The organism is Acidisphaera rubrifaciens HS-AP3 (assembly GCF_000964365.1).
Taxonomy (GTDB): Bacteria; Pseudomonadota; Alphaproteobacteria; order Acetobacterales; family Acetobacteraceae; genus Acidisphaera; species Acidisphaera rubrifaciens.
Genome location: NZ_BANB01000084.1, coordinates 1 through 23,437, shown reverse-complemented (window position 1 = coordinate 23,437; position 23,437 = coordinate 1). Strand labels below are relative to the sequence as shown.

Sequence of the window (23,437 nt, the reverse complement as noted above, 5' to 3'; positions counted from 1 at the left end):
GAGGCGGCGGGCCCCGACCGGTCGGCGCGGACCGCGAGCCACGCGGCCACGAACGGGCCGAGCAGCCACGGCCATGCGGTACCCTGGTGATAAGCGCCGTCACGCTCGGCCGATCCGCCGGCGTAGCGGGGATGATAATCCGGATCGGAGGAGCTGAGCGTCCGCAGGCCAAAGGGCGTCAGCAACTCGCGTTCGACCAGGTCCACGATGCCGGCGCGCAGCGCGGGGGTGACCACCTCGAACGGCAGGCCGCCGGCGGCGAGCACCTGATTCGGTCGCACCCGCCGGTCCCTGCCGTCGGGCACGTCCGGGGCATCAAGCACGTCGATCAGGCCGCCGGTCGCGGGATCGGGGAAGGCTGCGAGAAAGCTCGCCCGCGCGCGGTCCGCGAGCGCGCGCCAGCGGCTGCCACCAGGCCACTGGCCTGCAACAAGCAGCGCGTTTATCCAGAGCACCTGCACCTCGACCGGCTTCCCAGCGCGCCGCGTGACGACGTGATCGCCGACTTTGGCGTCCATCCAGGTAAGTTGGACACCGGGCGCGTCCGCGCGAAGCAGCCCGTCGCTTTCGTCGAGAGCGATGCCGTAGCGGGTACCCGACTCATAGCCTTCGAGGACCGCGACCACGGCCCCCCGCAGCCGCGCCGCCTCCTCGGCTTCGGCGCCCCCGGCAACGAGAAGCTCGTGGACGGCGACGGCGAACCAGAGAGCGGCATCGACCGTGTTGTATTCGGGCTGCTCGCCGCTGTCGGGAAAGCGGTTCGGGAGCATCCCCCCGCAGACACAGCCACTCCAGGCAAGCAGCACGGCGGCCGCCTCGCGCAGGCGGCCACGCGTGATCAAAAGACCGCGGATGGCGATGAACGTGTCGCGCCCCCAATCGGTGAACCAGGGAAAGCCGGCGAGCACCGTGCGTCCATCTTGACGGTCGGCAAGATAGGCATCGGCTGCGACGTCGTATGCCGGGCGGCTGCGGCGCGCACGCTCGGCATCCTCGACCGCGTGGAGCGGGCGAGTGCCGGGCGATCCGGCACGGAAGGCGAGCGTCGCCTCACGCACCGAGGCCCAGGTGAAGATGCCGGGGCTGGCGAGGTCCTCGCCGTCGTCCAGCCCGCGCGCGCGCTCCTGTGCGTAGGAAAAGCCGCGATACCAGACGGGTTCTTCGATCCACCCGAAATCACCGCGGGCAGAGATCGACGGGACGCCTTCGTAGGGTTCCCAGGTTCGGCCCGCGGCGGTGGCGTTTGATCCGAAGGCGAATGATTGGTTCTCACGATGCAGCGCATGATAGTCGCGTCCGGAAAATAGCGGACGGACCGCAAGATCGACCGGCCGATCGGCGGTCCAGCGGAGGATCGTCTCGGCTTCGTGGCGCGAACAGAAGAGGGTGAAGGTGATCGCGGTGCCGTCCGGCAATACGAAGAACCACGACGGAAAGGGAACCGGCCGGAAATCACGCAGATAGTCCCGACCATCAGGAAAGATAGTCCCGTCAGCATAGGCCTGGGCAGTCAGTGCGGTTCGCCCGGCTGACGTCGAGACCCAGGCCTCGATCCCGTTGACGAGGACAAAGCGGCCGGTCGGCGGCGTCGCGGAGGCTAGCAACAGGGCGTGATAGCGACGCGTGCGCAGGAGGCCGACCGTGCCGGAGGCAAAGCCTCCACGCCCGTCCGTCTCCAGCCATTCTGTATCGAGTTCCATACGGGTTCGCATCTTCGTGCTGGTCGCGCGGTATCCTGACACGCTTCGTAGTGCGTATGGGGACGTTCGGAAAAGGCATTGCTTTCATGCTCCGGCGATATTCAGTCTCGCGAGACATGCATCGTGTGAATAAACGCGAATAAGCGGCCGGGCGGCCGCCGTCAGGCGCGGACCGCCCCCGTCACCGCCCCTGCCGCGCGACCTGTTCGCGGGCCGCCGTCACGATATGCTCCGGCGTGAAGCCGAACTTCTCCAGCAGGCCCTTGAGCGGCGCCGAGGCGCCGAACGTATGCATCCCGACAACGGCGCCGTGCCGCCCGACATAGCGTTCCCAGCCGATTGTCGCAGCCTGCTCGACCGCGACCCGCGCCCGGATCGCATCCGGCAGCACGTCGTCGCGATAGCTCTCGTGCTGACGTTCGAAGAGTTCCCACGACGGCATGCTGACGACTCGCGTCGCGATCCCCTCCGACGCGAGCTGGGTGGCGGCCGCCACGCACAGGGAGACCTCGCTGCCAGTGCCGATCAGGATCGCGCGCGGCGGGGTGTCGCCGAAATCGGCAAGGACGTAGGCGCCGCGCGCAACGCCCGCCGCCGGCGCGAAGCGATTGCGGTCCAGCGTCGGGAGAGGCTGGCGCGACAGAATCAGGCAGGCCGGCTGATGCCTCGCGCTCAGGATGAAGCGCCAGGCCTCCGCCACCTCGTTGGCGTCGCAGGGGCGCAGCGTGATCAGGCCCGGAATGGCGCGAAGCCCGGCCAGCTGCTCCACCGGCTGATGGGTGGGCCCGTCCTCGCCGACACCGATCGAATCGTGGGTGAACACGTAAAGCGCCGGCAGTTCCATGATCGCGGAGAGCCGGATGGGCGTGCGCATATAGTCGGAGAAGATCAGGAACCCGGCGCCGAACGGCCGCAGCTTCGCGAGCGCCATGCCGTTCACCGCGGCACCCATCGCGTGCTCGCGGATGCCGAAATGCAGGTTGCGGCCGCCGTACTCAGCCGGCTGGAAGTCGCCCGCGCTGTCGAAGGTCAGGCGTGTCTTGGTCGACGGTGCGAGGTCGGCGGCGCCGCCGATCAGCCAGGGTATGGTGCGGGCAACGGCATTCTCCACGATGGCCGAGGCGTCACGGCCCGCGAGGCCTTTCGCATCGGCCGGAAAGGCGGGAATCGCGTCGTCCCAACCCGCCGGCAGCTCGCGTGCCTGCACGGCGTCGAAGTGCCCGGCAAGATCGGGATACGCCGCTCGGTAGCGCGCGAACAGGTCACGCCAGGCCGCGTGCTTCGCTGCGCCGCGCGTGCCGATGCCGTCGGCAAAATGCCGGTACACGCCATCCGGCACCAGGAACTGTGCGTCCTCGGGCCAGCCATAGGAGCGCTTCGTCAGTCGCACCTCGTCGTCGCCGAGCGGCTCGCCATGCACCTCCGGACTATCCTGCTTGTGCGGCGCGCCGTAGCCGATGTGGCTCTCGACGATGATCAGCGTCGGACGGCTGCGCTCGCGCGACGCGAGATCGAAGGCGCCCAGGACCTCGTTTGCGTCGTTGGCATCGCGAACGTGCAGCACGTTCCAACCGAAGCCCAGGAAGCGGGTCGCGACGTCCTCGGTGAAGGCGATCCCGGTATGCCCCTCGATCGTGACCCGGTTGGAATCGTAGATCCAGCACAGCTTGTGCAGGCCGAGATGTCCGGCAAGCGACGCCGCTTCGCCGGATATCCCCTCCATCATGCAGCCGTCACCGCACAGCGCGTAGGTACGCCAGTCCACCACGGCGAAGTCGGGTCGGTTGAAGTGTGATGCCAGCCAGCGTTCGGCGATCGCCATGCCGACGCTCATCGCGACGCCCTGGCCGAGCGGCCCGGTGGTCGCTTCGACGCCCGACGTGATGTGATACTCGGGATGACCGGGACAGGCGCTGCCGAGCTGCCGGAACGTCTTGATGTCGTCGAGCGTCACCGCCGGGCGCCCGGCGGACTGATAGGCAGCGTTCACCGCCTGCGTCCCGGTCAGATGCAGCAGGGCGTAGAGCAGCATCGACGCGTGCCCGGATGACAGCACGAACCGGTCTCGGTTCGGCCAGATCGGGTCTGCCGGGTCGAAGTCGAGCCGCTTCTGCCACAGGCTGTAGGCCACCGGCGCCATGCCCATCGGTGTGCCGGGATGGCCCGACCTCGCCTTCTGGATCGCATCGATTGCGAGCGTCCGGATCGTGTTGATGCAAAGCCGATCGAGTTCACTGGCATCCATGGCCGCTCTCCCCTCGTGCGCCGGTAAACGTGCGCACCCATTCCAGGTAGCGATCCGCGATCTGCACGACGGCCTCCTCACGCGTCAGCGTGTTGTCACGCAAGCCGACCAGCGCGGCCCAGAACGACGTGCGCCCGACCGCAAAGCCCAAGAATCCAGGCACCGGGGCCGCTGCGCGCAGCCACGCGAGGATACCGGCTTCGTCGGAGCCACGGCCGAGCACGATGCAGCCGACCTCGTCGCGACCGTCGCGCCGGGCCGTCGCCACCAGCATCTCGCAATCAGCGCGACGGTCCAGCCCCTCTATCTTCCAGATGTCGGGCTCCACACCCGCCTGCTGCAGCTCCTTGATCGCGCCCGCCATCAGCGCCGGGCGCTCGTCGCGATCATACAGACCCGCATCGCCGTGCTGCCGGTCGGATTGCGCGGGCGTCGCCGGCACCAGCAGCTCGAACATGAAGCGGACGCCGGTGCCGTGGCAGTGATCGGACAGCACCCTGAGCCGCGCGGCCTGCCGGCGGTTCATCGCCTTGTCGCCCTCCGGGTTGTAGCGGACCAGCGCCTTGACGAAGGTCGGCGCGACGGCGGCGACATGGTCCTTCCAGCGGTCGCCGTATTCGAACGCAAACTCCTCCCGCCCGCTGCGCTCCACCGGCACGCAGGTGACGACGCCCCGCTCGCGCGCGTCGCGAAGTATGCCCGCGCCGAACTCCTCATCGACCAGGATTCCGGCGGCTTCCGCGGGCACGCCCACGTCCAGGGCGCGCCGGAACCCGTCATAGACGACCCGCTTCATGGCGGCGACCATGGCCGCCTGTTCGCGTGTCAACGGCGGCTTGAAGCCAAACAGCCCCGTCTCGAAACTCGCGCGGTGGTCGAAGGGCAGCACATACAGCGGACGGTCGTATCCGAGGCGCATCGTCTTCCTCTCCCCTTCATCCGGCGTGCGCCGGGCTGTCGTGGTCGAGCCGGCCGGCACGCCGATCGTACGATTCCCGGTTGATGTCCCGGTTGTCGCCTCGACATCCAGGTACGGCCCGCGTCTCGCTCAACCCGAGATGCATGCCGGTCTCCCGATGCGGCGCCTGCTGACGAGAACGCGACCGCGAGTATCAGGTCCGCGGGAAGCGCAGGGAAATACGCACTGGACATCACTTCGATGCATAGTGATCCGTGCCCGCTCCGCGACGATGGCGCGACGGCGCGGCGTGGCCAGCCGGGTGGACGCCATACCCGACACGCATCCTCGCGATAGGGTAGCGGCATTTCACTCCGACGCATCCATGTGGGACACGCACGCGACGTCGACCGCGTTCGGGGGATCACCAGGGTGGCGAGGCTGTCCGACCCACGACCGCGTAGCCGACCGTTCCGGATGGCCTGGATCGCGGCCGTCGCACGTCGCGTTCGCTGTCCAAAGAACGAAGGGATGTGGATGTTGGGTGCCCGTGGCTCTTGGTCGTCGATGTATCTCGCTACGCATGACCATGCATGCGCCGTGTCCCACGCCACGCGCGGGCACGCCGAACCCCTTCGCGGAACAGGCCAGGAGTTCCCAGCATGAATGTCGCCTGGGGCAGGTCATCGTTGGGACGCGACATTGACGCGCCATCGGTCTTCCTTCCGGAGAGCATGTTGCGGGAGGCACGGCGCCAGCGCGGACTGTCCGTCGCACCGGTGCCGGATATCTGCGTCCTCGACCCTGACGGTGATCTCGCCGCCTTCATGATCGGCTGCCACGGCGCAACGTTGATGACCGAATGGGCCTGCTATCACTCGGAGCTGCTTGTCTGCACGCTGCCCGGCATCGGCCGCATCGGTGTGATCGGCAAGGTCGTCGGCGCGCCCTACGCGGTGATGGTCGCGGAGCTCTTGTTCACCTCCGGCTGCCGCTTGTTGGTCAGCCTGTCGTCAGCCGGACAGATCGCGGCAATCGCGGAGCCGCCATATTTCGTCCTCATCGACCGGGCGTTACGCGACGAAGGCACGAGCGGCCATTACCTGCCGCCATCCGATGAGGTGACGGCCGACGCCGACCTGCTGGCGACGCTGGCACATGCGCTGCGCGGCACCGGCCAGCACGTAGTCGTCGGCGGCTCCTGGACGACCGATGCCCCGTTTCGCGAGACCGCGCGTGCCGTCGCTCATGCGCGCTCGCGCCGGCTTCTCGTCGTGGAGATGGAGGCCGCCGGCCTCTATGCCTTTGCCCGCGCTTCCCGTCGTGACGTGGTCTGTCTCGCGCATGTCACCAACCGGCTCGGCGCGCCCGGTGACTTCGATAAGGGCGCCGCCGGGGGCGCGGTCGAGGCGTTCGAGCTAATCGTTCGGCTTGCGGCCGCATGGCAGGCGAGATCGACGCTTCGCACCCCGGATCAGTCCCTCCGGCATCCTGAAAGCCTTCAGCAAGACGATCGGTGACGAGAGAGCCAACATGACGAACCCATTGTACGATACCGCGCTGTTCCTGATCGGCGACACCGGCGACTACAACCGGTTCGGCGCCGCGAAATACGTCTCCGTGTTGTTCTATCTCCTTCTGCTCGCCGCCGGTCTCTTCGTCGCCTGGCGCAACTGGACGGAGGATCCGTCGCAGCGCACCGTCCGCAACGTCGGCATCTTCGTCATGCGGCTGATCGCCGGCGGCATGTGGTTTCAGGGCACGATCTGGAAGCTACCGCTGCCGGTTGCCGCGGGCTTCAAATACTGGCTCGAACAGGAAGGAAAATTCAGTGCGATCAGCCTGCAGGGGGCGCTCGTACGCGACGTGCTCCTCCCGCATATCGCGCTCCTGCAACCGCCCGTCTATCTCCTCGAAATCGCGTTCACGGTCAGCCTGACCCTGGGGCTGGCGGTGCGTCTGTCCGGTCTGGTTGTCGTCCTCTTCATCCTGCAGCTTTGGCTCGGCCTCTACAACGATCCGACCGAGTGGCCGTGGACCTACGTGGCGATTGCGTTCGCGCACGCCATGTTCGCGGTATCCGAGGCCGGGCAGTGTCTCGGCCTCGACAACCTGCTCCGTCTGCGCGGTGCCGCGATCGCAAATGGCCGCGGTATCATCGCCGCCGCCTACCGCCTCGCGTCGTGACCGGATTGAAGGATGGGGTATGGTCGCCGGCGTTGGGTCCGCATTCCACAGGCCGCTAGATCGCGGCGGCCGCCAGCCGGTCGCGCAGTCGCTCGACGACGAAGTCGACGAATGCACGCAGCTTGAGTGGCAGGCGGTTGCGCCTATCGTAGATCAGATGTACCGGACGGGGCCCGGGTTCGTACGCCTCGAGCAGAAGGTGCAGCCGACGGGCGCGCACATCGTCGGCGATCTGATAGGACAGCGCCCTGATCACTCCCGCGCCGGCTATGCCCGCGGCAATCGCCGCGTCGATGGTGCTGACGCTCAGGCGCGATCTCAGATGCACGGCGATCTCGCTGCCGTTCGACCAGTAGCGCCAGCTTGCCGGGGACGACACGCCTTCTAGCGAAATTACGGCGTGGCCGGCGAGGTCCTGTGGAACGGCCGGGGCCGCTCGCGAGGCGAGATAGGTCGGGCTTGCGCACGTCACCCGGCGGACCGCGCCAAGGCGGGTCGCGATCAGGCTGCTGTCAGCCAGGTCGCCGATACGCAGGGCGACATCGACCTGATCGTCAAGAAAATGGGTCACGCGGTCGGTCAGCTTCAGCTCCACGTCTACTTCGGGGAATGCCTGCAGGAAGTCGAGGACGACAGGCAGGACGTGCAGCCGCCCGAACATGGTCGGGGCGGTGACGACGAGATCGCCCTTGGGCTTGATGTATTCGCCGGCTGCGGCCCGCTCGGCCTCGTTGATCTGGTCCAGGATGGTCCTGGCCGCCGTCACGTAAGTCCTGCCGGCGGGCGTCAGCTCCAGCCCCTTGGACGAGCGAATCAGGAGGTCCGCCTTCAGGTGGCTTTCAAGCTCGGACACCTTGCGGCTGACGGTGGCGAGCGGCTGGCCGAGCTTGCGGCTGGCCTTGGAGAGGCTGCCGCACTCGACCGCCGTGAGCATCACTTGCATCGCGTCGAAACGGTCCATGGTCCTACCAGAATGTGGAATGCCACCTTCTAATTCTAGCGATTGCCTGGAGATGCCGGAAAGAGCCACACGGGCCATCAGGCCGCCGGTGAGGAGGAACCCGTGACGCGAGGAGGCCCGGACACGCTCAGCTCACCGCCAACCCGTACGGTTCGGGATGCCGCCGATGTCGGCAGTCCCCCGACCGAGCAGGGGGATGACCTGCCGCGGGACCGCTTCACCGTGCGGGAAGCGGCGTTCATCGCCGCGCGCGACAGCTTCTACACGACCAGCATCTCGCCGTCGGGCTGGGCGCAGACCACCGCCGACTGAAAGTCCTCGCCCACGCGACCGCGCACGACCTGACGGCCGAGGCCGGGCTGGCCGCCAGGCTCGCCGTCCCCGGCTACAGCGGCCGGCCGGAGCGTGCGTTTACCCTCAAGCTCCAAGCTTTCGACTGGAACTGTCCGTAGCACACCATGCCGCGCTTAACCCAAGCGGAGTTACCGGCCGCCGAGAACGATAGCCGGCCGCCATAACCGGCGCGATGAGGATCGTGCCGCGCCGAAGGACTACCCGGCGATGAGCGAGGCTCTGACCGAATTCAGGTCAACGCGATCTGACCCCTGTCTGAATCGGAGAGGTGATTAGCCGCTCTACATACGCCCGGAACTCAGGGGCGAAGCCGAACGGATTTTCGGCCCACCACTCGATCGCACCGGCGGACGAGAACACTGTCCTGATGCCGTCCTCTTCAGCCAAGACAATGCCGCGATCGCCCGAGCCCAGGCGTGCCTGCGTGTACATCGTCTCGCAGACGTGCAGATAGGCGCGGATCAGCGAGTCAAAGCGCCATCGCTCTTCCTGGGTCAACGCGCCTCTGTCACCCATGCCAAGAAGCCAGATTCTGGCGACCTCGCCGTCTCGAGCCCACAAAAGGTTGATGCGGTTGAGCGCCTCGGAAACCGCGTGATGTGAAGCCGCCCGAGCACTTTTCGTGCTTTGATGGATCTGTATGCCGATGAAGATGAGGGACGCGACGACGGCGGCTGAGCCCGCGGCTTGCGAAAGTTGCGAGAGCTCAGCGAGCGTCATCCGGCCTCTTCCTTTTCCGATACGAAATGCCGTCGCGGCTTGCGGCCCCCTTAACATGGTACGCGCGATGTTCCGACCGGCCACGGTCTCCCGGCGCCGCCTTGTCAATGCCTCTCACGGCTAGGTGCGTCCCTTGCGGTCTTAATGATGAGGCGGAATGCCGCTCGGAACATGCTTTGCCATGAAGGCCAGTATCAGCGTTGCGATCTCGTCATTCTTCTCGTCGAGCGCAAAATGACCGGCGTCGAGCAGGTGGATTTCCGCGTCCGGCAGGTCGGCGCGGAAGGCCGTCGCTCCCGCCGCGATGAAGGAGGGGTCGTTGGCGCCCCAAACCACCAGGGTCGGTGGCCGATGCTGTCGGAGCCACGCCTGCCACGCAGGGTAAGCGGCGACGTTCGTACGGTAGTCAAAGAGCAGTGCCGCCTGTATCGCGCGCTGGCCGGGCCTGGATAGATGAGCAATTTCGTCCGTCCAGGTGTCAGGATTGTAGCGCTCGGGGTGGGAAGTCCCGGCGATATGGCGCTGCTCGGTTGCCGCCGGGGAAAGGAACGCGTCGATGACCTCCGGGTGCCCGGCCGGGTTGGCCCAATACTGCGCAATCTTGCTCCATTTTGCGCCCAGCCCGGCCCGGTAGAGATTGCCGTTCTGGGTGATCAGCACCTGCAGACGCTCGGGGTGCGCCACGATCAGCCGCATCCCGACCGGCGCGCCGTAATCGTGGATATAGAGGCTGTACCGCGCGATCTTCAGCGCATCGAGGAGATGATCCGTGGTCTGCGCCACGTGGTCGAACGTGTAGGCATAGGCCGAAGGCGGCGGCGCCTCGCTCTGACCGAAGCCCGGGAAATCCGGCGCAATCAGGTGATAGCGTGTCGCCAGCAGCGGGATCAGCGTGTCGAACTCGCGTGAGGACGACGGAAAGCCGTGCAGCAGCACGATGGTGGGTGCGTCCTTCCGGCCCGCTTCCCGATAGAAGATCTCAACCCCGTCAACCTCGGCACGGTGATACGTGGTCGTGGCCGTGGTCGAGGGAACGGGGCTTGCCCACGCCGCGGCGGCCGCGAACACGGCCGCGCCGAGGATCGCGGCTCCAATCTTTCCGGAGACCATCGCCGTTCTCGTCAACGCGCCAGGACGCGGGCATGCGCCTCGGCGAGCTCGACCGCGGCCTGCGTGGCCTGCGCGAGGGCGCCTTGCGGATCAGCCGTCAGCAGCGTCGGCTGGAAACGCAGATCGTCGATGGCGGTGACGCCGGCCTGGTTGAGCCACGACCTGAGGTAGGTGGACTGGTGATCGACGCCGAAAGCCGGTGACGGGCGGCCGCCCGCATAGGCGCCGGCCGTCAGCACCAGCGTGGCGTGCTTGTTCTCCAGCAGACCGAAATAGCCGGTCTCGGGCTTCAAACCCCACAGAAGGCCGGGCTGGTGGATGATGTCGATGTAGTGCTTCAGCCGGTATGGTATCCCGCCGTTCCACATCGGCACCGCGAACAGGTAGCGATCCGCACTCATGAAGCGGGAGGCGATCTCCACGACCTGGTCCCAGGCGGTCTTCTGCACCGCGCTCTGTTCCTGGCCGAGCATCACGGCGACCTTGGCGGCGGTCTTGTCGCCGTCGAACGCGGGCAGTTCGACCTCCCACAGGAAAAGCACGTCCACCTCCAGCGCCGGCTTCGCCGCCTTCAGCGCGTCGAGGTAGGCTTGGGCAACCTGGATGGATTTGGATTGCTCACCGCGTGGGGACGCCTGGATGAAGAGCAGCTTGGTCATGATAGGGTACCGTTCATGAAGGGTTCATCGGCCTGTGCGGGCCGCCACCAACCGCAGCGCATCCTCCCTGAGCAGAAAAAAGGAGACGGTCAGCAGTACGAGATCCTTGAGCAGAAAGGCGGTCGTGATCGACATGGACGGGAACCCTCCCGCGGCCTCGTCCCAGCCATCCGGTGCGAACGGAAAGATCGTGACTGTTGCAACGAAGGTCGCGATGGACCCGAGAGCGCCCAGCAAACCGAGCCGCTTATCCCAGAACCCAAGGAAAATCAGCAGCCCGAACGTCCACTCCGACGCGCCGAGCAGAATGGAGGTACCGCGAACGCCAAGGACCGGTATCGTCCAGAAAATCAGCGGGCCGTGGGTGATCAGCGGGATGAGTTGCCGGATTTCGTCCGCATGCCATTTGTCCCAACCGAACCATGCGAAGATGATCACCATCGCGGCACGAAGCAGGTGGTAGTCGAGGTCCCGCCTGAGCAAACCAAGCCTGTCCAGTGTACCGACAATGTACTTCACGATCATCATTTCTGCCCGGCCGCCGTGAGCGGGGATCTCGCGCACGGCGGGATGCGTCCCGGCGTTGATCACCGTCTCCGCCCCAGCCGGGGTGCGGGCGCCTTCCATCAGGCGCGAGCCTGCGCGATGGCGAGCGTATCGATGTATTGGCGGAACCTCATGATCTTGCCGTCGCCGACAGTCCAGACGTGGGCGTAGCGCGCTTCCGACATCTTGCCGGTGGAAGCGTGGACACCTTTGAAATCACCGAGCGATACGACGGTCGGGCCATCGGCGATGAACTCCGTGGGCACGAGCGAGAAACTCGTCCACTCGGCCATCAGGGGCTTGAACAGTCCCTCGGCCACGGGACCGGGACCGCGGCCCTGGACCTTGTAATGCCACATCGTGATCCACTCGATATCGGGCGCCATCAGGCAGAGGGCGCCGGCAGCGTCGCCTGCGGCGAGCTTGCGGTAGAAGTCGCGGACGATGTCCGTCGGGGTGGCGGTCATGGTCGGTCTCCGTCAAAAGACGTCCGCGCCCGGCGGTCGCGGGGTGAGGGGGAAGCCGGGCGCCCCTACGGGCACCCGGCGGCAATGGGCGGTCAGCCGACACGCCTGCCGAGGAAGTCGCGCATGGCCGCGCCGATTTCGCGGGCGTGGGTCTCCAGCGCGAAATGGCCGCTGTCGACGAAGCGGATCTCCGCGTCCGGAACATCCCGCTTGAAGGCTTCGGCACCCGCCGGGATGAAGAACGGATCGTTCTTGCCCCAGATGGCCAGCACCGGCGGGCGCCTGTTGCGCAGATAGGCCTGAATCTCGCCGTAGAGTGCGACGTTGGTCTTGTAATCGCCGAGCAGATCGAGCTGGATCTCGTCGTTGCCGGGACGCGCCAGATAGAAATCGTCGAGATTGCGCCCGTCGGGCGACACCAGCGCCGGGTCGGGCACGCCGTTGGTGTATTGAAACAACGTGGTCTGCGGCGCCAGGAAGCCGCGCAGCGCGTCACGGTTGGCCTGGCTCGGTTCGTTCCAGTACGCCTGGATCGGAGCAAACGCCTCAGACACGCCTTCCAGATAGGTGTTGCCATTTTGGGTGACGATTGCGGCGATGCGCTCGGGATGCGCCAGCGCCAGACGGAAGCCGACCGGCGCGCCGTAGTCGAAGACATAGATGGCGAATTTCTCCAGGCCCAGCACCTCGGTGAAGCGGCCGATCACCTTGGCGATGTTGGCGAAGGTATAGGCGAAGGCGCTTCGCGCAGGCTGCTCGGTCATGCCGAATCCCGGCAGATCCGGGGCGACGACGTGGTATCGCCCAGCCAGCTCCGGGATCAGGTCGCGGAACATGTGACTCGCGCTGGGGAAGCCGTGCAGCAGCAGCACGACGGGCGCACCCGGCTCGCCTGCGGAGCGATAGAACATCTTCAGCCCATCGACGTCGACGGTGTTGAAGCGGACGGTCATCGTTCGATCTCCTTGCTCGCGCGGCCGCAGCCGACGTGTTTGATACGGATAGGATTGGCTGTCTCGGAGGGGCGGGGTAGCGGTCGAGACTGGGAATCGGTCTCCCGTTCCCCGGGAGCGCTCAGGTCCAAGCACCGGGCATCACGACGCGATCGGCGAACAAGACGCCTCGCCTGCTCGACCGTGGCCGTGCGGATCGGGACGACGACGGCGTGCCGCAGGGTCGCGATCGGGGACCGACGGGCTCCCGATCATCGAAACGATCCCGCGACCCGACAGAAGGTCGCAACGATACGGCCGCCCGCGCGAAGAGTGCCGTCGATAGACCCGGCGACCTTGGAGCATCCCGCCGCGCGACGGCGATACGGCAGCGGAACCTCTACGATGCGCAGTCGCGCGCGTGCGGCCCGCATCTGCATCTCAATGTTCCAGCCGTAGGTCATCTCGGAGAGCGCGAGCCTCTCCAGCACGTCCCGGCGTATGGCACGGAAAGCGCACATGTCGCTGTAGTGTGTGCCATAGAGCATCCCCATCCCGAACCCGGCCAGTCGGCCGGCAAGGATTTGGTGCCACGATATCGCCCCCGGCTCGCGCTCACCGCGCGTCCGGGACGCCAACACAAGATCATGCGTACCGTCGAGGACTGGCCCCGCTATCGCCGCAATCAGATCGCCGCGGTCGGCGCCGTCACCGTCCATGAAGGCAATGACCGTGCTGGCGGGATGAGCTGCCTGCGCCCCCGATGCACACGCGCGTCCGTAGCCGCGTCCCGCATCGATCACCCGCGCGCCGGCCGCCCGCGCGGCTGCCTGCGTTCCGTCGGTGCTGCCGCCATCGGCAACGATGATATCCGAGCGATAGGGCGGCGGGATCTCCCGGATCACACCGTCGATCGTCCCCCCCTCGTTGAAGGTCGGGATGACGAGGGTCAGAGGCTCCATCGCACACCGCAATTCTGGCACGGCGCCGGCGGCGTGTCGGACAGCAATCCGGTTCGAAAGTCCCGATAGGGCGCGTCGTTCCAGATCGTACGAAGATCGTCCTGGGTGGCGTCGCCGAGCGTGTAGTTGCCGTAGCCCCGCGCGGAAAACGGCGCGATGCAGCAAGGCAGCGCCCGCCCATGGGCCGTGAAATACATCAGCGACCACGGCCGCCGACACGCGGTCCAGGCTTGGTCGTTATGACGCTTGAGGCTCAGTCCCGGCTCGGTGGCACCGGACGCATCGAGCGTCACCCCAAGCGAACGGGCCATGTCCCGCGCCTCTTCGATCGTGTCACTTTCGGCTTCCTGCGCGCTTTCGAAGAGGGAATTGCCCCCCTGTGCCTTGCCATAGCCGAGTTCATCGAACACGAGGCGCTGCAGGTGTACCTCGGTGATCCCCATTCGTGCCGCCAGTCGCACGAAATCCGGCAGCTGGCCAATCGTCTCCTTGAGGCCGGTGAGCCAGAGCGAGACGCGGGGCGTGGCCGCATCGGTCTGTTTCTGATAGGTGACGAACTTGCCCACATCGCGCACGATGCGGTCGAAAAAGTCCTTGCCGCGTATCTTCGCATAGGAGGCACGATCCGCCGCATCGAGCGAGACGCGAAGCTCGTCGAGGCCGGTGTCGATCAGTTCCCGAAACCGCCTGGGCTGCATCAACGTGCCGTTCGTGTTGAACAACACGTAGGTGCCGCGCGCCTTGAGGTAGCGGATCATGTCCGGCAGGCGCTTCACCAGCATCGGCTCGCCCACGCCGTGCAGCACCACACGCGCAATGTCGGGCATCTGATCGACGATCTTTGTGAACAACGCCCAGCTCATGTCGGCGGGCGGCTCAAGCTCATCGAACGTACGCGGGCATGTCTCGCAAAGCAGGTTGCAGCGATTCGTGACCTCCAGGTAGAGGCAGACGGGCAGCCGATCGGCAACGGATGACCGGCCTTCCCCGACCTCGTCGAAATATCGTCGCGGATTTCTGACGGATGCTGTAGCAGGCATGGCTACTCTCCAATGCTGGCGATTTGCCGGAGGTGGATGGCCCGCTGCCAGCGCACGTCCGCGAGCAGCAAGACAGCCGCGGGGACGTATATGAGCGAGGGCCAGAGGAAGCGGTCTCCGACAACGGGTTCGCTGATGAGAAGAAGCGGCGCGGTCGCGAGCCAGAGGACAGCGCGCGACGGCGCAATCACGGCCGGCAAGGCCAGCCACGCGAAGTACCAGTGATAATGCGGACTGATCGCGACCGTTGCGATCGTACCCAGCATCGCGGTGTCGCGGCACAGCGCCCGCACATCGTTCTCGGGCGGACGCCGGCAGAGCACAGCGATGACGAGGCCGACGAAGAGGAGGGCCGCACCCGCCGCGTAGATCGCAGGCGCCAGCGGGGACAGTCGGCCCAGTCGGGCAAGCCCCGCCAGCAGCCAGATACCATGGCCGGTGGTGATGCCCTCTTCCTGTCCATAACTCGGCAAAAAGCCGATGACGTGCCGCCCGGCATCCAGATAGATCGCGTAGGCCCCGACGACGATCGCAAGTCCGACCAGCACCGGCCGCCAGAACCGTCCCCCTCGCAGAAAGGCCGGCGCCACCACCAGCGGAATGAACTTGACCAGCACCGCACCGGCGAGAGCCGCGCCTGCCCACCCGTCCCTGTGACGTGCACGCAGCAGAAGCGCGAAGCCGAGGAGGCCGATTGCGATGGCATCCACGTGACCGTCGCTGACGAAGGACCACAGGGCGAGCGGGTTCCAGGCATAGATCGCGATACGCTCGCGGGGCAGACCTGCCAGGGGAAGCAGTCGTAGCAGGCAGACGATAGCCAGCGCCTCGAAGCCGAGCATTGCCAGCCGCATTCCCGTGACGGTACCCCACACCCGGCCGACCGTCGCGAAGACGAGTTGGGCGAACGGCGGATAGATTGTACGGGCATATGTCGCGCGGTTGATGTGGGAGTAGACCACGGCATCGCGCAGCGTCGCGAGAGCGGGATCAGCCGGGACATAGCGATACGGATTGATGCCGGCTGCCTGCACCCGCCCGTCCCAGACATACCGATAGATGTCGGACGACAGGACCGGCGGCTGGGTCAGCAGCAACATGCGTAGCAGCACTGCGACCGTGAGCACGACCAGGGTCGCGGCACGAGGCCACGCGTGCCTCAGGATAACATGTACGGCCGCGAAATAGACACCCCCGGAGGCGACAAGCAGCCCCATCAGGATATTCAGGCGCTGAACGCGCTCCCCCGCGGCCGCCCCTGGAACGTCCAGCAGAAGCGCAAGGCCCGTCAAAGCCAGGAGCGTCGCTCCGAGCCACACAAGCAAGACGAGCTGTGGTCTCGCCGTCATGCCGGACAGCGCGGCTGAACGAACGCGTCAAGGCCGTGTGTTTCGATGGCACGCCGCGTCCATGCCGGATCGTAACCCACGGTCTCGTGCACCAGCCGTTCCAGCGCGGCGGCATCGTCGATGTCGTACCATGCCGGTAGCTCGACGAGGTCGAGGCCCGCTTCGGCGGCCCGATCGCGGGTCGCCGCCGCTACGGTACCGGTGCTCCATGCAATGTCGGCAAACAAGTGAGCGTGCAGACGACGCATCCCCAGGAGGTAGTAACCGCCATCGTCGCAGGCCCCCAGCACGACAAGCCGGTCGTTGCCGTCAAGCAGCAATGCTGCCGCGTCAACCAGGTATTCGGTGGGAAGCGTCGGGGTGTCGGAACTCAGCACGCAAGCTGCAGCATGGCCCGCAGCAAGCAGTTGTTCCATCGCGTGGAGAAGACAGCGGCCGAACCCCTCCACGTTGCACGGCGCGGGTGTGGTGCCATCGGCCAGAACGGGGCGCGTCCCCCGTGTCAGGTGCGGGACGAGCGCGTCCTTCGCGCCGGACGGCGCGTATGCGGCGTAGCTGACGATCGGCGCGGACCGAGCCGCCTCGGCGATGTTCGCCGTCGTATCACGCAGGAACGCCGCACTCAGCGCAGCCGCCTGCTCGGGACGAAGCGGCGGACAAAGACGGGTCTTGGAGTAGCCAGGACGTGGAACCTTCGCCATCACGCCGATGGCGCAACTCGGTTTCGATTGATTGACCATGTCGTCAAACTCGCATGCTTCGCCGCTCGTTTCGGATCGCCGGCCGTTCCGTTTCCGATGGGCTGCGACGTTGCCTTTCGTGTAAGCCTGACAACGACATGTCGATGGCGGCAAAGCGTATGCGGGTCGCATGCGCTAATGGGACGGCTTCGCCAGACCCACCTTGATGATCGTGTCGTTCGGAACGTCCGTGGTGTCGGTGGACGTGAATGTCGGGAGACGGCGGAGCTGCGCTGGGCTCAATGCGACAATCTCCATGTCCTGACCGAGCAGCACCATCGCGTCCACGGGAACGGCGATCGGTCGCGCTCCAAGTCCCAGAAACCCCCCGAAGTCCACGACGACCATGATCCGGCCGTCGTGATCGCGCACCAGACGGACGACCCGACCGAGGACGTCCTGGCTTTCGACCGGCCGCAGCACCTCCCGACCGATGAGATCGCCTACCCGAACGGGCTGCGGAAAGCGCATCGCGGCTGATTCCGCCAGGCTCATGCCGGGAGGCGGCGGCATGCCTCCCGGGGACGCGCTCTGGGCATAGACCGCAGCCGGGGATGCCGTCTGCATGCTCAGACCGAGGAGTGTAGCGATCGTTCGGGACGGTTTCATATCCCGGCAAACCACGAGAACCCCTTCTCTTCCCAAAATCCGCCCGGGTACGTGTTGGTGACTTCGATAGCGGTGATCCACTTCGGGTTCTTGTATCCGAGCTTGGTTGCCGTACGCAGCCGCGCCGGATATCCGAAGGGCGCGGCCAGCGTGTCGCCACCGTACTGCGTCGCAAGGAGGGTCTGCGGATGTAGCGCTGTCGCCATGTCGATGCTGCTCGGATATTGATCGGCCGTCTTGAAGGCGACGTATCTGGCCCGCAGATCGGCACCGACATGCTCCAGGAAGGTCCGCAGCTGCGGACCGGTCCACCCGCCGATATAGCTCCAGCCCTCTACACAGATGTGCTTGATCACCATCGAGGTCTGCGGAAGCGCATTCAGTTGCGATACTGTCCACGGACGCTTGTCGGCGATACGGCCCGACAGCTCCAGTCGCCATGACGCGCCGTCAACCGGCTTCACTTTCGTGACGTCGTAATACGCATTGAACTTGGGCGGCCGCAGGATCATTGACGCAGGATAGGTCGGTGCCAGCTTGTCGGGATCGAACAGGAGTGCCTGCACCCCATCGTTCAGGCGCGAAATCGCAAGCAGGGCGGATTCCACGGCTTCCGGCCGCTTGACGTCGCAGCCGGTCAACATGACCAACGCGCCGAGCGACAGGCCGCCCCGGATCAGTCCGCGTCGTTCCAGGGAGCGTACCAGCGACCTGTGATCATCGAGGATCGCGGCATCCGGGACGACGCCCGGACGGAATGGTGATCTCATGTCGGATGACCTTGCTGGAGCTGTCCCTCCGAGCCCTCCCCGCGAACGGCTAGGCACGGCCCCCCGGAGAGCATGGCCCACAGCGTCTTCGGCACCAGCAGGGCGAGAGCCACGTGCACGATCACGAAGCCGACGATCGCCGCCATTCCGACGAAATGCAGCACGCGCGCCGTCTGGAAGCCGCCCAGGAGCGACACGAGACCGGAAAACTGAACCGGCTTCCAGATCGCGAGCCCGGTGACGACCTGTGCGATGGCCGCAAGGATAACGCCGATGTAGAGCAGTTTCTGCACGGCGTTGTAGACGGTGATGTCCTCATGCGCGATTTTGAGGTGCAACGTATCGACGACGGTTCGGATCAGGTCGGACATCCGGATGGGCAACAACCTCTCGCGCAGACGGCCGGTGGCGAGGCCATAGATGAGATAGGCCAACCCGTTGATGACGAGGACCCACATGCCGGCGAAATGCCAGTTCAGGCTCCACGCCGCCCAGTCGCCGAGCCGCCAGAAGGAGCTGAAATGAAAGCCCCGGATGATCACGTCGTCGTCATAGATTCCCCACCCCGAGGTGATCATCACCAGCATCGTGGCCGCGTTGACCCAGTGCATGATCCTGACGGGCAGCGGATGAAGGCGGCTGGAGCGTTGGATACCGACAGGGCTCACTGCGGTCTTCATCGGGCCGCGCGGACAGGCAACGTGACCGGCCAGCCCAACCCGACGGTGGCGAGCAGGGCTGCGGTGTCCACGTTGCGTCCTGGATCGCCCACGTGCGTACCGTCGGGCGGCGATGCAATCCTCGTATCATGCGACATCTCGGTCTCCGCGATGGACTTACCCCTCAAGCCCCTCGCACGCTGGGCATGGAGACGGGTTCGGCCAGGCCCGTTTGCGACGAAACGGGCACCTTCGGCCAATACCGTCTGGGTATCGTCTTTATGAGCGAACCGCCGCCCGAACGATGCATGCCGAGCATGGCGACGCGGTGATGTCGCCGAAACACGCGTGTCCGGGCCAACGATGCGTGCAGCCGAACGCGTGATCGGCGCACGTGATCTGGTCCGCTTCGTGAGACCCCGGCCCTGCCCTTGGCGTCCAGCGGTGCACGACGCGCTTGAGGTCCCCGATGAAGTCGGTTTCCGAGAACGCCGCGATCCCGCCCTCGCTGATCCGGGCGCCGGTCCGGTTGAAGCCATAGAAGGCCGCGGCGGTCACGGGCACGGAATTGTAGCCGGGTGCTGCGGGTCCCGACCTGCCCGCGCAGCAGGGTGGCGGGCGGCAGGGTGAGTTCGGCGTCGCCGTCGGTCCAGCGGGCGCCTGTCTCCCCGGCGTGCCAGCCCGCGCCGAGGGCGTCCCCGTCGAGCGGCAGGTCGATCACCTGATCCGCGTCGCTCACCGTCAACCGCGCGACGGCGATGCCGAGGCGGCGGCGGTCATCCAGCCAGGGGCGCGCATCGGACGGGCGGCGCGTATCCAAGACGAGACGCACCTGCCGCGTGCCCGGGGGCAGCGCGAACACAAGACGGTCGCCCTGCGCGTGCACCGGAGCGATGCGGCGGCCCCGCGCGACCAGGCGCAGCGTCGCGTCGCCCCGCCGGCGGCGCGGGCGCCGTCACGCCGAGCGCCGTGGACCGTGCCGCGAGGCGGCGCAAGACCGGTTCGATCAGCGCGGCATCGAGGCAGAGCGGCGCGACGCCATAGGCCCGATAGGCGTCCTCGACGGCAAGGGCGGTGGTCAGGACGGGCGTGCCCTCCCCCTCCGTCGCGCGGCGGGTGCCGATGTCAAGGAAGCCCTCGGCGGGCAGCTCCTCGGCCAGCAGCAGCGCGTGGCGAGGCAGTTTCAGGTAATAGTACGTCTACTCGACGAGGCCCGGCTCGGCGCGGATGCTGCCGCCGTTGACGAGCAGGCGAGCCGGCGCACCAATATTACACCCTTCAACCGCCGACATAGGGGATGGACATTGAACCGATACCTTTCTGGCGCCGTCCTCTTTTGCGAGGCTCATGTCCATGCACTGCATTCCGGCTGCGTCGGTGCAATTCGGACGGTTCGGAGCACGGCGTGGCAGTCTTCTCATCTTTCGACGTTGTGGGCAGCGCCGTCGGTTCACGTCCGGTCCGGCCGGCTGCCGTCAACGCCCCATCTCGCGCTGCACCCTGACTGGCCGGCAAGGCCAGCGATCAAGGAAAGTCCATGCACAATCGGACAAAGTTTTTGGTAGCGGTATCTGCAGCCTGCGCCATCTCTCTGGGGACCATCCCGGCGATCGTACGCGCGCAATCCTCACCATATTCGCAGCAGCCGCAGCCTGAAAGTGACAATCCGCTGGTCAGGACGCGAGAGCTCCCCGAGTACACCGCCTCTGGCGAATTGAAATTGCCGACAGGATGGCGTGACTGGATTTTTGTAGGTGATCCACTTAGCCCAACGCACTCAACGGCGGTCACGCGAACTTTCCCGAGTATCATAATGTCTACATCGAGCCAGGATCATACGCGATCTACAAGAGAACCGGTACGTTTCCAGACGGTACCATCTTCGTCAAGGAGCTGCAGCTCACGAGACAGCCAGCGGAATACCCGGACGGTTCACAGAGACAGCCTTCGGGGCGGGGGTATTTCCCGGGCAAATTCAACGGAGCCGATGTTACTGTCAAAGACGCGAAGCGGTTCGCCGCTACGGGTGGATGGGGATACTTCAACTTCAATCATCATGAGCCGAAGGCTTTGACAGCTAAGATGAAATCCATCAGCGAATGCGCTTTCTGTCATATCGCCGGCGCCAAGCGAGACGAAGTCTGGACGCAGTTCTACCAGATCCTGGATGAAGTGCCTGCTCCCCAGGGGGCAAAGCGCGGATGAACCCATCGAAAGCAGGTTCAATGAAGAAAAAGTTAACCCTCGCCTTGTTGGGGCTTTTGTCGCTCGCCTCATTGGCTGCCGTTGCGCAAACGATGGGAACGAGCGGCGCCAACCCGACCATTCTCATCGACGCAAGTTCACGAGTGGTCGACGTAAGCGGCAATATCCGGGTGCCGACGGACTATCGGGTGACGTATTCGTTCCTGGGGAGTTGGGCCATTGCGGCCGGCCAGGGCCAAGGTTCGAAGCAGATGCATAATGTTTATGCGTCTCCGGGTACGGTCGCTGCCTATCGCAAGACTGGCCGCTTTCCGGATGGCTCCGTACTGGTCAAAGAGGTGTTCGAGACCGCCACCGGAGCAATGACAACGGGTATCGTGAGCCATGCGGAGAAACTAAAGGGCTGGTTCGTGATGGTAAGGGACAGCAAGGACAGCCATCCCGGTAACAGACTTTGGGGTGATGGATGGGGCTGGTCGTGGTTCGATGCCTCCGATCCCTCGAAGACAATTTCGACCGACTACAAAGCCAATTGCATAGGCTGTCACATCCCGGCTCGCGGCTCCGAATGGGTTTATGTCGGAGGGTATCCAGTGCTGAAATGACAGAGGGCATCGTCCGAGCGTGAAAGCCGGCGTCACTCTCATTTGGCGTTAGAGTCCGTTTGAGAATGGATCATTGGTGGGCGAGCCTTCGTAGCAGGAGGCTGCCCATGGCGACGTGGATCATTGCGTGGGAGACGTCGAGCCTGGCTTCGTAGTCACGCACGAGCCTGCGCCAGCGTGTCATCCAACCGAAGGACCGTTCCACATGCGCTGATCGCGACCCGGCGGATTGGTCTGCCAAGCTGGGAGCGAGACGAGCGGATGGTCCGCTCGCGAGATCCTGGGGGCGACCATGGTGCACTATGTTGGGCTCGATGTTTCTGACAGGGACACCGCTATTCATGTCATCGACGAAACCGGGAGGCTGGTCTGGCGCGGCAAGCGAGCCAGCGAGCCGGAGACGATTGCCGCGGCATTGCGCCGCCACGCTCCGCAACTGGAGCGTGTTGGGCTCGAGACCGGACAGTTGGTGCCGTGGCTCTACTATTCTCTGAAGGAGCTTGGTTTTCCAGTCGTCTGCCTTGATGCCCGCCACGCGCGGACGGCGACGACGCTGCAGCGAAACAAGACAGATGCTCATGACGCCGAGACGTTGGCGCAGCTGGTCCGGACTGGTTGGTATCGGGAAGCACGGGTCAAGGGGTGGGCTGCCCATGCCATGCGTCGTCTGGTTGGTGCCCGCTCGCAACTCGTCGGCATCTCGATCGACCTGTCGAATCAGGTTCGCAGCACGCTGAAGACGTTCGGGCTCCGGGCAACCGGAGGCGCAGGCCATATCTTCGAGGCCAAGGTGCGTGCAGCCCTGGAGGGGAGACCCGAAGTTGCCGATGTGGTCGAGCCGTTGCTGGCTGCCTGGCGGGCAGTCCGCGATCAAGTGGCGGCCCTCGACCATAAACTGATGACGGCAGTGAAGGCCGATCCGACCTGCCGACTGCTGATGACTTGCCCCGGTGTCGGCGTGGTGGTCGCCGCCAGCTTCAGCGCCGCCGTCGAGGCCCCATCCTACTTCCGACACTCGCGCTCGATAGGGGCGTATCTCGGCCTGACGCCGAGGCGCAATCAGTCGGGCGAGATCGACCGAAGCGCGGGCGTTTCGAAGCGCGGCGACCGGCTGCTGCGAAGCTATTTGTTTGAGGCGGCCGCGTCCCTGTTGGTGCGGGTGCAGAGCCCGTCAGCATTGAAGACCTGGGGGTTGGCTCTCGTTCAGCGCCTCGGCTTCAAGCGGGCCGCCGTCGCAGTCGCGCGCAAGATTGGCGTCGTGTTGCACGCCATGTGGAAGGCCAACAAGACTTTCGACGCATGGCCCACGGTGGCAGCTACACCACAGGCGGCCTGAGGGGCCGCGGCCTAACGGAATCCGCCGAGGCAGGCGGACGCAGGCGTCCTCGCCGGGACGCGACGGAGGCTACCCCGGGTTGGGTCTTGCGGCCGAACGATTCGGACCGCGTGTTCGACATGGTGGGCCTCATCTTCGAGACGCATGTTGCGGCGATCAGCAAGGGTCGACCGCGGAAACAACCAAGATCCGGCGATGATGCGGCGGTCGGGAAGAAAGATGTTGACAGGGGAAGTCGCGATCAAACAACGACCCAGCGTCGAGGCAGGACCTTGAAGCCGGGTTCGGCGTCGGTGCGGCGGACGACCTCGAGGATCAAGTCCCGAAACGCCGCCTTGTCGAGCCGTTTGGTGCGGTCATAGGCGCCGTCCGCGAACAGATGC

The 23,437-nt window shown here is 65.6% G+C and carries 23 protein-coding genes and 3 pseudogenes; 6 read left to right on the top strand and 20 right to left on the bottom strand.

The features are described from left to right. The 3 genes from B8460_RS03135 to B8460_RS03125 form a co-directional block, all read right to left on the bottom strand. The coding region (locus tag B8460_RS03135; protein WP_148360287.1) for an amylo-alpha-1,6-glucosidase at window positions 1-1,742 on the bottom strand (1,742 nt) is incomplete at its 3' end. A gap of 139 nt (window positions 1,743-1,881) precedes the next feature. Beyond that, window positions 1,882-3,945 (bottom strand): transketolase, encoded by a 2,064-nt coding sequence (gene tkt / locus B8460_RS03130; RefSeq protein WP_048860111.1) that lies wholly within the window; start codon window positions 3,943-3,945, stop codon window positions 1,882-1,884. Beyond that, the gene (locus tag B8460_RS03125; protein ID WP_199445527.1) at window positions 3,932-4,924 is read right to left on the bottom strand and encodes a 2-deoxy-5-keto-D-gluconate 6-phosphate aldolase domain-containing protein; all 993 of its coding nucleotides are present in this window, start codon (window positions 4,922-4,924) and stop codon (window positions 3,932-3,934) included. The genes tkt and B8460_RS03125 overlap by 14 nt, the downstream gene beginning before the upstream one ends. Window positions 4,925-5,505: 581 nt before the next feature. On the opposite strand from B8460_RS03125, the gene B8460_RS03120 reads away from it, so the two are divergent. Both B8460_RS03120 and B8460_RS03115 read left to right on the top strand, forming a co-directional pair. Then, complete coding sequence (locus B8460_RS03120; protein ID WP_048860109.1) at window positions 5,506-6,363, top strand: nucleoside phosphorylase; 858 nt, start codon at window positions 5,506-5,508, stop codon at window positions 6,361-6,363. Window positions 6,364-6,388: 25 nt separating this feature from the next. Further along, window positions 6,389-7,030, top strand: a complete 642-nt coding sequence (locus B8460_RS03115; RefSeq protein ID WP_048860108.1) for a hypothetical protein — start codon at window positions 6,389-6,391, stop codon at window positions 7,028-7,030. 55 nt (window positions 7,031-7,085) lie between these two features. On the opposite strand, the gene B8460_RS03110 is transcribed toward B8460_RS03115, so the two are convergent. Beyond that, window positions 7,086-7,991 carry a LysR family transcriptional regulator gene (locus B8460_RS03110; protein WP_048860107.1) on the bottom strand — a complete coding sequence of 302 codons (906 nt, stop codon included), beginning with the start codon at window positions 7,989-7,991 and terminating at the stop codon, window positions 7,086-7,088. Between the two features lie 102 nt (window positions 7,992-8,093). On the opposite strand from B8460_RS03110, the gene B8460_RS20800 reads away from it, so the two are divergent. Further along, on the top strand, window positions 8,094-8,303 hold the full coding sequence (locus B8460_RS20800) for a hypothetical protein (protein WP_148360286.1): 210 nt from the start codon (window positions 8,094-8,096) through the stop codon (window positions 8,301-8,303). Window positions 8,304-8,579: 276 nt separating this feature from the next. Here the strand turns inward: B8460_RS20800 and B8460_RS03105 are convergent, their stop codons facing one another. The 14 genes from B8460_RS03105 to B8460_RS03040 all read right to left on the bottom strand — a co-directional run bounded on the left by B8460_RS03105 (window position 8,580) and on the right by B8460_RS03040 (window position 19,466). Continuing rightward, window positions 8,580-9,065 carry a hypothetical protein gene (locus tag B8460_RS03105; protein ID WP_048860106.1) on the bottom strand — a complete coding sequence of 162 codons (486 nt, stop codon included), beginning with the start codon at window positions 9,063-9,065 and terminating at the stop codon, window positions 8,580-8,582. Between the two features lie 141 nt (window positions 9,066-9,206). Beyond that, window positions 9,207-10,175, bottom strand: coding sequence for an alpha/beta fold hydrolase (locus tag B8460_RS03100; RefSeq protein WP_048860105.1), 969 nt, complete (start codon window positions 10,173-10,175; stop codon window positions 9,207-9,209). 11 nt (window positions 10,176-10,186) lie between these two features. Beyond that, complete coding sequence (locus tag B8460_RS03095) at window positions 10,187-10,834, bottom strand: FMN-dependent NADH-azoreductase (RefSeq protein ID WP_048860104.1); 648 nt, start codon at window positions 10,832-10,834, stop codon at window positions 10,187-10,189. A gap of 24 nt (window positions 10,835-10,858) precedes the next feature. Then, window positions 10,859-11,461 carry a YkgB family protein gene (locus B8460_RS03090; RefSeq protein ID WP_199445526.1) on the bottom strand — a complete coding sequence of 201 codons (603 nt, stop codon included), beginning with the start codon at window positions 11,459-11,461 and terminating at the stop codon, window positions 10,859-10,861. Further along, window positions 11,461-11,847: a nuclear transport factor 2 family protein gene (locus B8460_RS03085; RefSeq protein ID WP_052945115.1), complete on the bottom strand. Its 387-nt coding sequence runs from the start codon at window positions 11,845-11,847 to the stop codon at window positions 11,461-11,463. The genes B8460_RS03090 and B8460_RS03085 overlap by 1 nt, the downstream gene beginning before the upstream one ends. Before the next feature lie 92 nt (window positions 11,848-11,939). Further along, a complete protein-coding gene (locus tag B8460_RS03080; protein WP_241771089.1) occupies window positions 11,940-12,719 on the bottom strand; it encodes an alpha/beta fold hydrolase in 780 nt (259 codons plus the stop codon). 332 nt (window positions 12,720-13,051) lie between these two features. Beyond that, window positions 13,052-13,741 (bottom strand): glycosyltransferase family 2 protein, encoded by a 690-nt coding sequence (locus tag B8460_RS03075; RefSeq protein ID WP_199445525.1) that lies wholly within the window; start codon window positions 13,739-13,741, stop codon window positions 13,052-13,054. Further along, the gene (locus B8460_RS03070) at window positions 13,729-14,781 is read right to left on the bottom strand and encodes a radical SAM protein (RefSeq protein ID WP_048860102.1); all 1,053 of its coding nucleotides are present in this window, start codon (window positions 14,779-14,781) and stop codon (window positions 13,729-13,731) included. The genes B8460_RS03075 and B8460_RS03070 overlap by 13 nt, the downstream gene beginning before the upstream one ends. A 2-nt stretch (window positions 14,782-14,783) precedes the next feature. Continuing rightward, window positions 14,784-15,998, bottom strand: coding sequence for a glycosyltransferase 87 family protein (locus B8460_RS03065; protein WP_199445524.1), 1,215 nt, complete (start codon window positions 15,996-15,998; stop codon window positions 14,784-14,786). 128 nt (window positions 15,999-16,126) lie between these two features. Further along, complete coding sequence (locus B8460_RS03060; RefSeq protein WP_084623194.1) at window positions 16,127-16,870, bottom strand: TIGR04282 family arsenosugar biosynthesis glycosyltransferase; 744 nt, start codon at window positions 16,868-16,870, stop codon at window positions 16,127-16,129. A 135-nt stretch (window positions 16,871-17,005) separates the two neighbouring features. Continuing rightward, window positions 17,006-17,365 carry a PRC-barrel domain-containing protein gene (locus B8460_RS03055; protein ID WP_148360284.1) on the bottom strand — a complete coding sequence of 120 codons (360 nt, stop codon included), beginning with the start codon at window positions 17,363-17,365 and terminating at the stop codon, window positions 17,006-17,008. Window positions 17,366-17,475: 110 nt separating this feature from the next. Next, complete coding sequence (locus B8460_RS03050; RefSeq protein WP_048860099.1) at window positions 17,476-18,249, bottom strand: molybdopterin-dependent oxidoreductase; 774 nt, start codon at window positions 18,247-18,249, stop codon at window positions 17,476-17,478. After that, entirely contained in the window at window positions 18,246-18,929 is a 684-nt protein-coding gene (locus tag B8460_RS03045; protein ID WP_048860098.1) for a cytochrome b/b6 domain-containing protein, read from the bottom strand. The genes B8460_RS03050 and B8460_RS03045 overlap by 4 nt, the downstream gene beginning before the upstream one ends. Before the next feature lie 258 nt (window positions 18,930-19,187). Continuing rightward, the gene (locus tag B8460_RS03040) at window positions 19,188-19,466 is read right to left on the bottom strand and encodes a hypothetical protein (RefSeq protein WP_048860097.1); all 279 of its coding nucleotides are present in this window, start codon (window positions 19,464-19,466) and stop codon (window positions 19,188-19,190) included. Window positions 19,467-20,720: 1,254 nt separating this feature from the next. Here B8460_RS03040 and B8460_RS23715 point away from each other — a divergent pair. Beyond that, window positions 20,721-21,113: pseudogene (locus tag B8460_RS23715) on the top strand (cytochrome P460 family protein); the annotation flags it as partial. 20 nt (window positions 21,114-21,133) lie between these two features. Next, window positions 21,134-21,718, top strand: a complete 585-nt coding sequence (locus tag B8460_RS03030) for a cytochrome P460 family protein (RefSeq protein WP_084623192.1) — start codon at window positions 21,134-21,136, stop codon at window positions 21,716-21,718. A gap of 70 nt (window positions 21,719-21,788) precedes the next feature. Here B8460_RS03030 and B8460_RS20795 read toward each other — a convergent pair. Then, window positions 21,789-21,923 (bottom strand): annotated as a pseudogene (locus tag B8460_RS20795) (IS5/IS1182 family transposase); the annotation flags it as partial. 87 nt (window positions 21,924-22,010) lie between these two features. Here B8460_RS20795 and B8460_RS03025 point away from each other — a divergent pair. Then, complete coding sequence (locus B8460_RS03025; RefSeq protein WP_048860096.1) at window positions 22,011-23,054, top strand: IS110 family RNA-guided transposase; 1,044 nt, start codon at window positions 22,011-22,013, stop codon at window positions 23,052-23,054. 247 nt (window positions 23,055-23,301) lie between these two features. Here the strand turns inward: B8460_RS03025 and B8460_RS23265 are convergent. Then, window positions 23,302-23,437: pseudogene (locus tag B8460_RS23265) on the bottom strand (IS5/IS1182 family transposase); the annotation flags it as partial.

Excerpts from the sequence above, each read along its gene's own strand:
- B8460_RS03095 (WP_048860104.1), bottom strand. The coding sequence starts at position 10,834 with ATGACCAAGCTGCTCTTCATCCAGGCGTCCCCACGCGGTGAGCAATCC.
- tkt (WP_048860111.1), bottom strand. The coding sequence starts at position 3,945 with ATGGATGCCAGTGAACTCGATCGGCTTTGCATCAACACGATCCGGACG.
- B8460_RS03055 (WP_148360284.1), bottom strand. The coding sequence starts at position 17,365 with ATGAGCCTGGCGGAATCAGCCGCGATGCGCTTTCCGCAGCCCGTTCGG.
- B8460_RS03065 (WP_199445524.1), bottom strand. The coding sequence starts at position 15,998 with ATGGGGCTGCTTGTCGCCTCCGGGGGTGTCTATTTCGCGGCCGTACAT.
- B8460_RS03100 (WP_048860105.1), bottom strand. The coding sequence starts at position 10,175 with ATGGTCTCCGGAAAGATTGGAGCCGCGATCCTCGGCGCGGCCGTGTTC.
- B8460_RS03030 (WP_084623192.1), top strand. The coding sequence starts at position 21,134 with ATGAAGAAAAAGTTAACCCTCGCCTTGTTGGGGCTTTTGTCGCTCGCC.
- B8460_RS03075 (WP_199445525.1), bottom strand. The coding sequence starts at position 13,741 with ATGGAGCCTCTGACCCTCGTCATCCCGACCTTCAACGAGGGGGGGACG.
- B8460_RS03025 (WP_048860096.1), top strand. The coding sequence starts at position 22,011 with ATGGTGCACTATGTTGGGCTCGATGTTTCTGACAGGGACACCGCTATT.
- B8460_RS03120 (WP_048860109.1), top strand. The coding sequence starts at position 5,506 with ATGAATGTCGCCTGGGGCAGGTCATCGTTGGGACGCGACATTGACGCG.
- B8460_RS03110 (WP_048860107.1), bottom strand. The coding sequence starts at position 7,991 with ATGGACCGTTTCGACGCGATGCAAGTGATGCTCACGGCGGTCGAGTGC.
- B8460_RS03090 (WP_199445526.1), bottom strand. The coding sequence starts at position 11,461 with ATGGAAGGCGCCCGCACCCCGGCTGGGGCGGAGACGGTGATCAACGCC.
- B8460_RS03070 (WP_048860102.1), bottom strand. The coding sequence starts at position 14,781 with ATGCCTGCTACAGCATCCGTCAGAAATCCGCGACGATATTTCGACGAG.
- B8460_RS03105 (WP_048860106.1), bottom strand. The coding sequence starts at position 9,065 with ATGACGCTCGCTGAGCTCTCGCAACTTTCGCAAGCCGCGGGCTCAGCC.
- B8460_RS03060 (WP_084623194.1), bottom strand. The coding sequence starts at position 16,870 with ATGGTCAATCAATCGAAACCGAGTTGCGCCATCGGCGTGATGGCGAAG.
- B8460_RS03045 (WP_048860098.1), bottom strand. The coding sequence starts at position 18,929 with ATGAAGACCGCAGTGAGCCCTGTCGGTATCCAACGCTCCAGCCGCCTT.
- B8460_RS03050 (WP_048860099.1), bottom strand. The coding sequence starts at position 18,249 with ATGAGATCACCATTCCGTCCGGGCGTCGTCCCGGATGCCGCGATCCTC.
- B8460_RS03085 (WP_052945115.1), bottom strand. The coding sequence starts at position 11,847 with ATGACCGCCACCCCGACGGACATCGTCCGCGACTTCTACCGCAAGCTC.